Origin of the sequence: Asticcacaulis sp., from assembly GCF_027484505.1 — a bacterium.
GTDB lineage: Bacteria > Pseudomonadota > Alphaproteobacteria > Caulobacterales > Caulobacteraceae > Asticcacaulis.
This window is the reverse complement of record NZ_JAIXSV010000026.1, coordinates 1-12,147: the sequence shown is the minus strand read 5'-3', so window position 1 is coordinate 12,147 and position 12,147 is coordinate 1. Positions and strand designations below refer to the sequence as shown.

Below are 12,147 nucleotides of genomic sequence, written 5' to 3'. Positions count from 1 at the left end.
CGCTCGCCGCCACCTCCCCACTTCGTAGGGAGGAGAAAAACAACCTTTAAAATCTTGAATCCCCCCCCCCCCTACCGCCTAGAGATCATTTAAATAACTCAGCAGGGTCCGGCATGAAAATCTTCACCTACAACGTCAATTCGGTCAATGCGCGCCTGCCCCTGATCCTGGAGTGGTTCGAAGAGACGCAGCCCGATGTCTGCGCCCTTCAGGAACTGAAGTGCCTAGATGAAAAGTTCCCGTATGAGGCCTTTGAACGGCTGGGCTACAATGCCGCCGTGCACGGACAAAAGACGTGGAACGGCGTGGCCCTGTTGTCGAAGCAACCGTTGATCGATGTGGTGCGCGGCCTGCCGGGCGAGCCGGAAGACGCGCAGTCGCGCTATATCGAAGCCGTGGTCGATGGCCCGGTGCCGGTGCGCGTCACCTCCATCTACCTGCCCAATGGCAACCCGATCGGTACCGACAAATATCCCTATAAACACCGCTGGTACAAGCGCTTGCAGGCGCGCGCCAAGGAGATACTGGCCTTTGAAGAGATCAGCGTTTTATCAGGTGATTTTAATACCATCCCGACCAAGTCTGACCTTTATCGGGAGTCGGCATGGCTGGATGACGCGCTGTATCAGCCGGAGACGCGCGCCGCCTATCAATCATTGAAAAACCTCGGCTACAGCGACGCCTGCGACCTGCGGCCACCCGAAGGCAACCGCTACACCTTCTGGGACTATCAGGCCGGGGCGTGGCAAAAGAACGAGGGCATCCGTATCGACCACCACCTGCTGTCGCCACAAGCCGCCGACCGCCTGAAAGGCTTTGAAATCCACAAGCACGCCCGCGGTCGCACCCATGATGACGCCAAACCGTCGGACCACGTCCCGGTGGGCGTGGAACTCGACGTTTAGCAGACACTATACCTATTCTTAACCCGATACCGGTAAGGACTGATTAAACATATGATCGGTCATGTAACGGTGTGATGGAAGAAGCCTTCCGCGTCATCTTGTGGTTTGCCTTTGCGGCCCTGCTCCTGACCCTCGTCGCGTCAGGGGCCCTGTGGTGGTATGAGAGCACCCGCCGACTGACGCGCGGCCTGACCGCCGCCATCGGTAAGGCCCCAGACGCTATCATCTTCGATACCGGCACAAAAAAAGCCGCTGGCCTCGACTTCACCCACGGCGATCTGGCCATACTGTGGGATCTGGGGCGGCACGGCCTGGTCTTTACCTTTGATGAGATTGAAGGGGCCGAACTGATCGTCGATGAGCGCGTCGTCGCGCGCACACAAAAGGGCGAACCGCGCCGCGTCCTCGAAGAAACCTATCCGGGGGCCTCTCGCGTCGTTTTACGCCTGATCTTCAATGATCTGGAGACGCCGGAGTTTGAGGTCACCCTGTTCGGTGACCTGACGACCCACGCCGCCTATCCCAAAACAGCCAGCGAGGCGGTACAACTGGGCCGCAAATGGCTGTCGCATATAGACGCGGTGATTAAACGCACACCGCCCAAGGCGCAGCCGGTCCGCCCAGCGCAATCTGAAAGCGCAATCTGAACCGGAAATTGAACGTGCTTCCAAGGATTAAATCCACACCTGTGGCGTGCGGGCTCTTAACGGCTGCGCCAAATCGTGGTTAATATGCGCGAGAAGTTCGTATTTGGGGGTTGAACGCAAGCGCCGTGAACCAGTATCTGCCGACCATCGTCATCCTGACGGCAGCCGCTCTGGCCATCCTGCTTATCCTTTACCGGATATGGGATTCGCGCGTCGAAGCGCCCAAAAAGCTTGAGGACGAGGTGGCCGAGGCGCTGAATGGCGCTAAGGCCGATGTGGCCTCTATCGAACCGGCACGCAAGGCTGCTGCCGCCCTCTCCTATCTCGGCAATCGCTGCGTGATCGTGCGTGAGTTCGGTAAGCTGCCGACGCGCCTCTACAGCATGGCTGAGCTGATCGGCATCGAGGTGTTCGTCAATAACAAGGTCGCCGCCCGCATCATCCGTGGCGGCGCGCATAAGATGTTCGACGACATCGCACCGCAGGTGGATCGCGTCACCATCCGCCTGATGTTCAACGACCCGTCAAAGCCCGATTTTGAACTGATCCTGTGGGACCCCAATGACGCCCTGACGGCGCGCGCCGAAGGGCCGCGCGCGGCCATGGAAACGGCGCGGCGCTGGTTCTATCATGTCGAAGCCATCATCCGTAAGCCACTGGCCGAGATCGAAAAAGAGCTGACGCCCCCCGCGCCGCCGCCACCGCCGCCTGAGCCCGCCCCAAAGCCGCCGGTTCACGATCATCGCAATGATGACAAAGATAATGACGACGCCCCGCCACCGACACCCAAACCGGCCTCCAAGGATGGCGACGTGCTCAATTCACCCTTGATTCAGTATCTGTAAGGCGAACCTTTTCATGTGGACCCTGGCTCTGGCCTGCGCCTTCTTCATCCTGATTCATATTCTGGTGTCTGGCTCCGATCTGCGGCAGCAGATGATCGGGGCCATCGGCAGCCGCACCTACTTCCTCCTGTTCAGCCTGTTGTCGATCGTGGGTTTTTTCTGGATGATCGCTGCCTATTACGACTCCCGCGGTGACCCGGCCAATCTGCACCTGTGGTCGGCACCGTTCTTTCTGAAAATTCTGGCGTTCGGTGTCAACTTCGTCAGCCTGATGCTGATTATCGTCGGGGCCCTGAGCCCCAGCCCGACGGCCCTGCGCTCGCTCAGCACACTGCCCGACCATCCGGTCAGCGGCATTATCCGCATCAGCCGTCACCCGGTGCTGGCCGGTATCGGCCTGTTGTCGGCGACGCACCTGATCACTACCGGCACGCTGGCGGCTTGGGTGTTTTTCGGCACGCTTCTGGCGCTCAGCCTTCTGGGGGCCAACAGCATCGACCGCAAGCGCGAAGAAAAGTACGGCGAGTCGTATCAGGCGATCATGCGCGCGACCTCCATCCTGCCCTTCCTCGCCATCGCTCAGAAGCGAGGGCGTTTCGAACCCTCAGAATTGGGCGTGTTGCGCGTCATGGTCGCAACATCGGTCTTTACCTGTCTGGTGGTGCTGCACGAACTGCTGTTCCTGCGTCCGGCGCTTTGAGGTTTTCCGCGGCAAACCCTGTATTTTTCACCCTGTGCGCGAATGTTGACGGGTGACTTCCCGACTTCGGTGCAACGCCGCAAAAAAATCCTTAACGCCCCATTGATCTCATCACAAATGTTTGAATAACTGCGGATAGGATGCGGAACCGGGGTAAACGCGCGGGTATTTCATGAAACTGACGGCAACGACAATCTTGCTGTTCCTGATCTCGGTGAGCCTCGTGTTCGCCAGTCTGATCGGCTATTTCCGTCCATTCGAGGGCGAAGGCGTCGATTTCATGACCCAGTACAAGTATGTGCTGATGGGGGCCGGCTATGCCGTGCTGGCCTTTGCCGTGATTTTCAAAAGCCGGTAAAATTTAGCCACTAACGGCACGAAAAGCACGAATGCCGACTCTGTGCGTGCCCGAAGGGCCTTTGATATGCGGGCGGCATCTACGGTATCAGGCGGTTCGCACGAAGCATCCACACAAAGACGTTCGTACTTTTCGCGGTTTGAGTCCTAAGCCGCGTCCTTACCCGACACGGCATCATCAATCGCCAACGCCAGACACAACGCCTTCAACGCCTCATCGCCGGTCGCCAGCGGCGTGTCGCGCTGCCCGGCCACCGTGTCGAGAAAACGGAACACGCTGGTCCCCAGCGGATCACGCGCAATATCGGCCTGCGCAAAGTCGGGATTGAGGTCGAACGGTGTGCCGTTTTCAAACTTGCGGTTCAGCAGGTCGATAAACACCTCACCCGACGGATAGACCAGCCGCATGGTGCGTTCGCGGGCTTCGGCCATACGTGACGCCGCAAAGGTCGCCACGAACCCATCGTCGAACTTGACCTCGGCTGTGACTTCATCGGCTCCCACGGCTGTGTATCCAGCCTCTTCGCGAAAGCGTGCCGACACCTCAACGCCGCCCGCCTCTCCGGCGGCCAGGGTCAGCCCCAGATCGAGGTCGTGGATCATCAGATCCAGCACGACAGACACATCCAGATTACGCGTCGAAACCGTGCCATTGCGCACGGCTTCCATACGCAGCGGCCGTTCCGGGACCGCATAAAGCCCCATGGCTTCAAACACGGCGCGCTCCTGATGGCCACAGGCCAGCACCACACCCTTTTCGGCGGCCATAGCGACCATGGCGTCACCGTCTTCGACCGTGATGGCCAGCGGCTTTTCGACATAGGTGTGCACCCCTGCCGTCAGCGCCTTCAAAGCGACCTGTGCATGAGCAAAGGCCGGGACGGCCACCGTAATCACATCCAACTCGGCCAGAAACGCCTCGAACTCATCGCCGCCAAAGGCCTTTACGCCCAGCTTTTCAGCGGTGGCTTCGGCACGGGATTTATCGAGATCATAGATACCCACAAAGCGTACACGGCCGGCCGCTTCGGCCTCCTTGTACTTGTTGGCGTGATACCCCCCGAAAACGCCGGCACCGGCGACCCCTGCGCGTAGGACGGTCATGAGCGTCACACCTTACAAAGTCATAAAACCGCGCCCGTTGTACACAGGATTTCCCCCCTTGTGTAACCATAAAAGCGGTATTCGCGGCGACAATGCACAGTTTAGGGTTTGGCCACGCCGCCACCTTGGGCTAAAAGCGCGCGATTGTTTTACCGCCCGCATCGGAGAAGCCCTATGGCGCGTCTTTTCGGAGCCTATGTGATCGTTGACTGGAGCGCCGCCGAGGGCAAGAAGACCGGCGAGTCTTCGGTATGGATCGGCGTGATGAAGCGCGACGTGCGCTTTCGCCTGTCCTACGAAGGGCATAATCCGGCGACGCGCGCCGAAGCCGTGGCGCTGCTGAAAACCCTCCTCGCCGATCTGCATAAGCGCGGCGACCGCGTTTTCGTCGGCTTCGACTTCAATTTCGGCTTCCCGCGCGGCACGGCGGCGAAGCTTGGCCTCTATGGCTGGACCCAGATGTGGGACTTCGTTGTCAAAAACGTCGTCGATAAGCCCGACAACACCAATAACCGCTTTGCCGTCGCCGCCAAGATGAACCGGCTGATGACCGATGAAGCCTATCCCTTCTGGGGCTGCCCCAAGAGCGCGGCGCAGAAGTGGCTTTCGACGCTGAAACCCGCCTCTTACGGCGACTTCCCGGAGTTTCGCCTGACCGAAGAGGCGGCGCGCAAACTCGGCAAATCGTCTCAGGCCAAGAGCGTGTGGCAGATGCACGGCGCAGGCGTGGTCGGCGGTCAGACCCTGCTAGGGATTCCAGCCGTTCGCGCGGTGAAGACGGCCCTTGACGGTAAGGCGGTCATCTGGCCGTTTGACACCGGCTTTGGGGCGTTCAACGAAGAGACGCTGGACGGCGTGAACACCGTGCTGGCCGAAATCTATCCCTCCCTCTATCCCGGCGTCGCCGAACCGGGCGAAGTCAAGGACGCGGCTCAGGTGCGCCTGACGGCCACGGCTCTGGCTGAGCTGGACGACAAGGACGCGCTGGCGGCCAAATTCGCCGCGCCGGCACACCTCAGCGCCGACGAAGCCGCCATCGCGCTGAATGAAGAAGGGTGGATTTTGGGGGTCTGATCGGGCAGGCTATGGGCATGAAAACCCTGCTCATCTATGCCCTCGCCGCCCTGTGCGAAATTGGCGGTTGCTTCAGCCTTTATGCCGTGCTGCGTCTGCATAAGTCGCCGCTGTGGCTGGTGCCGGGCCTGATGTGCCTGATGGCCTTCGCGTGGTTGTTGACCCTGCCCGACAACGGGGCCGCCGGACGCACCTACGCCGCCTATGGGGCCATCTATATCGCTGCGTCTTTTGGCTGGATGTGGTTGATCGAAAAGCAGAAACCCGACCTGTGGGACGGGGCGGGTTTGCTGGTCTGCCTGATCGGCGCCGGGCTTATTCTGTGGGGACCACGCTCGTAGAAGAAAGCGCCTTCTTGTCCAGCCACATAAATCGCGCCTGAAGCAGGATGGCCGACACCCAACTGGCCACAGCCGCCGCATAGATCAGGCCCGGCACGCCTTGCCCGACGTGCAGCGCCAGCCCATAGCCCACCGGCAGCATGACGAGCCCATAGGCGATATAGTGCAGCACAGGTGCCACCACGACATCCTGACGCGCGCGCAGGGCCTGCGCCGTCACCACCTGCACGCCATCGGGCACAAAGAACAGGCAGGAAAGCAAAAGGGCTGCTTGTACCCCGCTGCGCAGGGCGTCGTCAGACGTATAGCCCGCCGCGATCCACTGCGACCCGATCAGCACCACCAGACAGACGCCCATCATAAAGGCCGCCGCCGCTGAAAAGCTGACGCGGCCCATGCGCGCCAGTCCTGGCATGTCTCCGGCCCCATAGGCGCGCCCGACCAGCACCGAACAACCTATGGCCAGCCCCATCGGCACCATGAACACGATGGACGCGAAGTTGAGCACGATGGCCCAGACGGCGACCGCCTCTTCGGAAATGCGCCCGGCAAACAGGGTCATGCCGGCAAAGGCCGCCACCTCGATGAAGTAGGACGCCCCGGCGGCATAGCCGATCTGACGCTGTTCGCGGCCGCCTTGCGGGTCAGGATTGTGCCGCTTCAACAGGCCATATTGGGCAATGCCCGGCAGGGTCAGGACATAGACGATCAGGGCCACCATAACGCAGGCGCGCGCGATCAGGGTCGAAAGCGCCGCCCCCATCGCCCCGTCGCTGTCGATGCCCGGAAGGGTAACGACGCCCGGCACCAGCAGCAACAACAGCACGCCATTGATGACATTGCCCGCCCAGGTGAAGACAAGGCCCGGACGCGTCCGCCCCAGCCCTTCGAGAAATTCCGAACCCGCCACGGCGATCATGTAAAACGGCATGGACAGGGCAAAAACCAGCAATGGGCCTGACGCGCCATCGGCCATGTCCGGCTTGACGGCCAGATGCAGCAGTCCTGGCCCGGCCAGAAACAGCACCACCGCCGCGAAAAGACCAAGGATGATGGCATAGACCATGCCGCGCTGAAACACCGGCCCGATGCGGTGCGGCTCATCGGCGCCGATAAAGTGCGCCGTCTTGACCTGAATCCCGACCAGCAGGCCAATCGAGGTGACGAGGAAGATCGAGGTCGGGGCCCAGGCCAGCGAATGATAGCCCAGTTCCGCCGCGCTGTAATGCCCAACGATCAGCGTGTCCATCAGGCCCATTAGCATGAAGCCGAGACGCGACCCCACCACCGGCCACGACAGATGGAACAGTTCCTTAAAGGCGGCGGTGTACAGGGCTCTGGTCATACCCCCGCCTGTAGCCGGTTTCGCTTACCGCATCAACGCTGTGATCACGGCTCTGCTGACAGAGTGTGTCAGGTGGTCAGCGCTACGCCGCGCGGCGACCAACAAAGGTCTCCACAGCCGCAGACAGGCTTTGCAGGCCATCGGTCACACGCCGGGCCGTGTCGTCCAGACGCTGATTGGCTTCGCGCGAATGCGCCACCTGAGCGGCCGCGTCCCGCACAGCCTGTTGTGTGGTGTCGGCGTTGCGCGCGGCCGTGCTGGCGCCGTTGGAAATGGCTGCCGCCGCTGTGCTCTGTTCATAAACTGCACCGTGGATGCCCGCCGACAGGTTCTCGACCTCGATCAGGACGCCCGTGATCGTGCGAATGGCCTCAACCGTCTCGTGGGTCGCCGTCTGGATGGCGCTGATCTGGCTGACTATGTCTTCGGTGGCCTTGGCCGTCTGATTGGCCAGAGACTTGACCTCGGTGGCGACGACGGCAAAGCCTTTACCGGCATCACCGGCTCTGGCCGCTTCGATGGTGGCATTCAGCGCCAGCAGATTGGTCTGTTGCGCGATCGCCTGAATGAGATTGACAACATCACCAATGCGGCCGGCGGCTTCGACCAGTTGCCCCACCTTTTGTGAGGCGAGTTCGCCCTCCTGCCCGGCCTTGCGGATGACGTCAGAGGCACTCTGCACCGACGCCGTGACCTCCTCTATGGTTGCCGCCAGTTGCGTCGTGGCTTCGGCCATATCCGCGACAGAACCAGAGGCCTGCGCACTCGTCTGCGCCGCCTGTGCCGTCGCGCGCTCGGTCTGGCCGCCTATGTCGCGCAGGACGTGGCTGAGGTCCGCAAAGGTCCGGATATCGCTCTGAAGCGTGCCAAACAGACCTCGCACCTGCTCCAGAAAGCGCTCGACGTCCTGCTGACCGGCATCACGGCGCGCCAGAGCGGCCGCGGTTTCCTCGGCCTGTTGGCGGCGCATGGCCTCGCGTTCGCGGGCGGCCTCGCGCAGGTCCGTAACCGCACGGGCGATCAGAGCAATCTCGTCCTGCCCCGCAGCGTGCGGAATATCACGATCCAGTTGTCCCTGAGCCACATCGCGGGCCGCCGAGGCGATCCTCTGAATCTTGCCGAGTTCGCGGCCGAGTAGCGGATAAAGCACCGCAATGGTCGCCAGCAGCGTCCCGACCGCAAAGCCCAGCAGCAGAAAGGCCTGCGTCCACAGGGCCTTGGTAATATCCGCCATCTTGGACACGCCGACGAACAGAATGCCGATCACCTCACCCGCACCGTTGCGGATAGGGGCATAGGCGGTCTGATAATCCTCGCCCAGAATGGCGGCCTTGCCAAAATAGGGTTCTCCTCGGCTGATCAACGGCCAGGCGGCACTGTCCTTACCCAGATTGGTGCCCACGGCGCGGTTGCCGTCCGGCTTGATGACATTGGTGCTGAGGCGGACAAAATCGCCGGGCTTTTCGGCATCGACGCCGAAGACCGTGACGTAACCCTTGTTGATCTTGCCCGTCTCATCGACCAGCGTATGATCCTCAGGTGCCGCGACACTGTCGGCGGTGACGTCGGTCACCACCCCGTCTGTGATCCCGACCTGCGCGCCATTGGCCTGCGCATAGCGGTCGGCGGCCACGCGCAGCGACCATTCGAGGTCCCGGCGCACCTGAGCTTCGAGATTGGAGCGATAGTTGAAAAATTCGATCCCTGTGATGGCGAGTACCGCCACGCTGACACAGACAAACGCCGCCGACAGAATACGGCCGCGCAGGGTAGAAAAAACCGACATGGTACGCCTCAGACAAACAGGAAAGCCTGACTGCGACTATTTGCCGCTCCGGTAACCAAGTTATTAATAGGCGGGTTGCAAACAAAAAAAGGGCCGCAGAAGCGGCCCTTTTTAGCGATTAAGCGCTGTGAGCAGGCTTAAGCCGCCTTGGTCACCTTGTCCTTGAGGCCTTGCAGACGCTCGGCCACAAGGAAGCTCAGTTCCAGCGCCTGATCGGCATTGAGGCGCGGGTCACAGTGCGTGTGGTAGCGGTGGCTCAGTTCGTCCTCGCTCAGGGCGTGCGCACCGCCCAGACATTCGGTGACATTCTGACCGGTCATCTCCAGGTGAAGGCCACCCGGATGGACGTTTTCCGACGCCGCGATGTCGATGAAGGAGCGCACTTCCGACAGGATGCGGTCGAAGGGGCGTGTCTTGTAGCCATTGGCCGCCTTGACGACATTGCCGTGCATGGGGTCGATCGACCACACCACCGGCACGCCGTGTTCACGCGACGCCTTCATCAGACGCGGCAGGCGCTCGCCCACCTTGTCCGAGCCGAAGCGACCGATCAGGGTCAGGCGTCCGGGGATGCCTTCCGGATTGAGCGCGTCGATCAGACGCTTCAGGTCATCGGGTTCCAGCGTCGGGCCGCACTTGACGCCGATGGGGTTCTTGATGCCCTGCATGAAGTGGACGTGCGCGCCATCGAGCTGACGCGTGCGCTCACCGATCCACAGGAAGTGGGCCGAAGTGTCGTACCAGTCGCCGGAGGTCGAATCGACGCGCGTCAAGGCCTGCTCGTAATTGAGCAGCAGTGCTTCGTGCGAAGTGAAGAAATCGACCTGACGGATTTCCTGCGCCTTGTCCGAAGTGATGCCGATGGCCGACATGAAGTTCAGCGTCTCGGAAATCTTTTCGGCCAGTTCGCGGTAACGCTCACCCTGCGGCGAACCCGACACGAAGCCCAGCGTCCACTTGTGGATGTTATACAGGTCCGCGTAGCCGCCATTGGCGAAGGCGCGCAGCAGGTTCAGGGTCGAGGACGACTGATGGTAGGCCTTGACCAGACGCTGCGGGTCCGGAATGCGCGCTTCGGGCGTGAATTCCATGCCATTGATATTGTCGCCGCGATAGCTGGGCAGCGTCACGTCGCCGATGGTTTCCACCGGCGAGGAACGCGGCTTACCGAACTGACCCGCTATGCGCCCCAGCTTGACCACCGGCTTGCCGCCGGCAAAGGTCAGCACGACGGCCATCTGAAGGATCAGGCGGAAGGTGTCGCGGATGTTGTCGGCCGAAAATTCCTTGAAGCTTTCGGCGCAGTCGCCGCCCTGCAACAGGAAGGCTTCGCCATTGGCGACCTTACCCAGCGCAGAGGTTAGGCGACGGGCTTCACCGGCGAAAACCAGCGGCGGCAGCGTGGCGATTTCGGCCTCAGCGGCACGTAACGCCGCCGCATCGGGGTAATCGTCAGGGATGTGGAGCGCGGGGCGCGCGCGCCAGCTATGGGGAGACCAGGACTTGTTCATGGCCGCTATTTAAGCGGAGGGCGAAGCAAACTCAATATCCACAATCGTCGAAATCTGCCAAAACCGCTGAGAACACAGTAATTTATAGTATATTCCGCAACTACACGCCGGTTTTCAGACCTTTTGCGAGGCGGTACGCGCCATCAGATAGATGGCCGTCACCAGCGCCATCAGGGCCAGCCACCACTCCTGCCAGATACCAAAGCTGAGCTGCGCAATGACAAACACAGCCGAAAGCGTCGCCAGCGCATAAGGGCGCGGATCGGTTTGTAGGGAGGCCTCGGCTTTGGACAGTTCGCGTAACTCAGCAAAGCCTGCGGGCGGCACTTCCGGGGCCCCACGCCCGATGCGCAGGACCAGCAAAACCCACACGGCCGCCAGCAGGAACAGACCAATATAGCCCAGTTCCAGCCCCACCTGAATCGACATGTTGTGCGGATGCAGGGGGATAGATTTGCCGAAATGGCGGCTGGCGTCGAAGCCCCAGCCCAGAAACGGCTTCTGCAAGATCTTCTGCGCCGCATACTCCCAGATATCGAGGCGCGCATCCCATGAGGCGGGTAGAAACTGACGGACATTGTCCCCCCAGCCCAGACGCCGGATAAGGTCGATGATCAGGGGCGTGAACAGGATTTTCAAGCCGACCAATGCGGCCATGACCTTGTAGATACCTATGCCAGCGACGACGGGAAAACGGCGCACAATCCAGAACACGGCTCCGGATATGATCAGGGCCATCAGCGGCGCACTCCCCCCGGTCACCAGTGGCGCGATAATACAGGCGGCCAGCGCAACGAGTTTAACTACGCGCAACCGGTGCTCTCCGGCCAGCATGAGAGGCCAGTAAAGTAGCACGAAGGCATAGGTGGCGAGCGACACCTTGACCATGGCGAGGTCGGGGCGAATGGGTTTATAGAGCACTGCGGACACGGCCTGATAGAGGCGCGCACCCGACAGGGCATCGACGATGATCAGGCCACACAGGCCGATATAGGCGTACAGCATCACGCTCATCAGGCCGGACGCCGTTTTGGATTTCATAGCCCAGGCTGCCAAAATCAAAGCCCCATACCACAAGGGTTGAAGCATGATCTTCAGCCATTCCTGATCTTCCCAGGTCTTGTACTGGCTGAAATCGGCCCCGCTTTGGAGGTCGTAAAGCAGAGTCGAGCGCGACACCAGCCACAGCAACAAAGCCAGCAGCACAACACCGACCCAGCCAAAACGACCTGCATAGCGCCAGTAACCCAGAAGCAGCAGCCCGCCAAAGGTCGCCGTCAGCGCATAGCCCAGAGGTCCGGCATAGGTAAAGAACGCCAGAAAGACGAGCGTGATCCCCATGATCACGCCCGTATAGGAGGGCAACGGCAATTTTGAAGCTTTGGTCGGGGTCATGTGCACAATCTTTTCGCGAACGCCCCGCTCTTACGTCAGAATTGGTGCAGGAATAAGACAAATATTGTTGCACCGCAATATTTGTCCCCAGCCCTTGTCGGGCCCGACGCTTACGCCATGCGCTTATCGCGTAAGGT

Annotated in this window: 12 protein-coding genes; 7 read left to right on the top strand and 5 right to left on the bottom strand. The window is 60.9% G+C overall.

What is annotated here, in order from left to right; genetic code table 11:
• Positions 1 to 113 precede the first annotated feature (113 nt).
• From xth to Q0072_RS01490, 5 genes are all read left to right on the top strand, one after another.
• Positions 114 to 905 carry an exodeoxyribonuclease III gene (xth, locus tag Q0072_RS01510; RefSeq protein WP_298324737.1) on the top strand — a complete coding sequence of 264 codons (792 nt, stop codon included), beginning with the start codon at positions 114 to 116 and terminating at the stop codon, positions 903 to 905.
• Positions 906 to 979: 74 nt separating this feature from the next.
• On the top strand, positions 980 to 1,552 hold the full coding sequence (locus Q0072_RS01505) for a hypothetical protein (protein ID WP_298324734.1): 573 nt from the start codon (positions 980 to 982) through the stop codon (positions 1,550 to 1,552).
• A gap of 125 nt (positions 1,553 to 1,677) precedes the next feature.
• Entirely contained in the window at positions 1,678 to 2,397 is a 720-nt protein-coding gene (locus tag Q0072_RS01500) for a hypothetical protein (RefSeq protein WP_298324732.1), read from the top strand.
• A 13-nt stretch (positions 2,398 to 2,410) separates the two neighbouring features.
• A complete protein-coding gene (locus tag Q0072_RS01495) occupies positions 2,411 to 3,097 on the top strand; it encodes an NnrU family protein (protein WP_298324729.1) in 687 nt (228 codons plus the stop codon).
• Positions 3,098 to 3,269: 172 nt separating this feature from the next.
• Positions 3,270 to 3,455, top strand: a complete 186-nt coding sequence (locus tag Q0072_RS01490) for a hypothetical protein (protein ID WP_290798691.1) — start codon at positions 3,270 to 3,272, stop codon at positions 3,453 to 3,455.
• Positions 3,456 to 3,601: 146 nt separating this feature from the next.
• On the opposite strand, the gene Q0072_RS01485 is transcribed toward Q0072_RS01490, so the two are convergent.
• Positions 3,602 to 4,558 carry a Gfo/Idh/MocA family oxidoreductase gene (locus Q0072_RS01485; protein WP_298324721.1) on the bottom strand — a complete coding sequence of 319 codons (957 nt, stop codon included), beginning with the start codon at positions 4,556 to 4,558 and terminating at the stop codon, positions 3,602 to 3,604.
• A gap of 174 nt (positions 4,559 to 4,732) precedes the next feature.
• Here Q0072_RS01485 and Q0072_RS01480 point away from each other — a divergent pair, with 174 nt between their 5' ends.
• Both Q0072_RS01480 and Q0072_RS01475 read left to right on the top strand, forming a co-directional pair.
• Positions 4,733 to 5,632, top strand: a complete 900-nt coding sequence (locus Q0072_RS01480) for a cobalamin biosynthesis protein CbiG (RefSeq protein ID WP_298324718.1) — start codon at positions 4,733 to 4,735, stop codon at positions 5,630 to 5,632.
• 17 nt (positions 5,633 to 5,649) lie between these two features.
• Positions 5,650 to 5,973, top strand: coding sequence for a YnfA family protein (locus Q0072_RS01475; protein ID WP_298324715.1), 324 nt, complete (start codon positions 5,650 to 5,652; stop codon positions 5,971 to 5,973).
• Here Q0072_RS01475 and Q0072_RS01470 read toward each other — a convergent pair.
• From Q0072_RS01470 to Q0072_RS01455, 4 genes are all read right to left on the bottom strand, one after another.
• Positions 5,948 to 7,318, bottom strand: coding sequence for an MATE family efflux transporter (locus Q0072_RS01470; RefSeq protein ID WP_298324713.1), 1,371 nt, complete (start codon positions 7,316 to 7,318; stop codon positions 5,948 to 5,950). The two genes, Q0072_RS01475 and Q0072_RS01470, sit on opposite strands and share 26 nt — an antisense overlap.
• Positions 7,319 to 7,400: 82 nt before the next feature.
• The gene (locus Q0072_RS01465; protein WP_298324710.1) at positions 7,401 to 9,104 is read right to left on the bottom strand and encodes a Cache 3/Cache 2 fusion domain-containing protein; all 1,704 of its coding nucleotides are present in this window, start codon (positions 9,102 to 9,104) and stop codon (positions 7,401 to 7,403) included.
• Between the two features lie 137 nt (positions 9,105 to 9,241).
• Positions 9,242 to 10,615, bottom strand: a complete 1,374-nt coding sequence (locus Q0072_RS01460; protein WP_126420673.1) for a class II 3-deoxy-7-phosphoheptulonate synthase — start codon at positions 10,613 to 10,615, stop codon at positions 9,242 to 9,244.
• A gap of 114 nt (positions 10,616 to 10,729) precedes the next feature.
• On the bottom strand, positions 10,730 to 12,010 hold the full coding sequence (locus Q0072_RS01455) for an O-antigen ligase (RefSeq protein ID WP_298324703.1): 1,281 nt from the start codon (positions 12,008 to 12,010) through the stop codon (positions 10,730 to 10,732).
• Positions 12,011 to 12,147: the final 137 nt, after the last annotated feature.

Bases quoted from the DNA above. Each gene is read 5' to 3' on its own strand.
- Q0072_RS01485 (WP_298324721.1), bottom strand. From the start codon at position 4,558: ATGACCGTCCTACGCGCAGGGGTCGCCGGTGCCGGCGTTTTCGGGGGG.
- xth (WP_298324737.1), top strand. From the start codon at position 114: ATGAAAATCTTCACCTACAACGTCAATTCGGTCAATGCGCGCCTGCCC.
- Q0072_RS01480 (WP_298324718.1), top strand. From the start codon at position 4,733: ATGGCGCGTCTTTTCGGAGCCTATGTGATCGTTGACTGGAGCGCCGCC.
- Q0072_RS01470 (WP_298324713.1), bottom strand. From the start codon at position 7,318: ATGACCAGAGCCCTGTACACCGCCGCCTTTAAGGAACTGTTCCATCTG.
- Q0072_RS01505 (WP_298324734.1), top strand. From the start codon at position 980: ATGGAAGAAGCCTTCCGCGTCATCTTGTGGTTTGCCTTTGCGGCCCTG.
- Q0072_RS01490 (WP_290798691.1), top strand. From the start codon at position 3,270: ATGAAACTGACGGCAACGACAATCTTGCTGTTCCTGATCTCGGTGAGC.
- Q0072_RS01465 (WP_298324710.1), bottom strand. From the start codon at position 9,104: ATGTCGGTTTTTTCTACCCTGCGCGGCCGTATTCTGTCGGCGGCGTTT.
- Q0072_RS01455 (WP_298324703.1), bottom strand. From the start codon at position 12,010: ATGACCCCGACCAAAGCTTCAAAATTGCCGTTGCCCTCCTATACGGGC.
- Q0072_RS01495 (WP_298324729.1), top strand. From the start codon at position 2,411: ATGTGGACCCTGGCTCTGGCCTGCGCCTTCTTCATCCTGATTCATATT.
- Q0072_RS01460 (WP_126420673.1), bottom strand. From the start codon at position 10,615: ATGAACAAGTCCTGGTCTCCCCATAGCTGGCGCGCGCGCCCCGCGCTC.
- Q0072_RS01475 (WP_298324715.1), top strand. From the start codon at position 5,650: ATGAAAACCCTGCTCATCTATGCCCTCGCCGCCCTGTGCGAAATTGGC.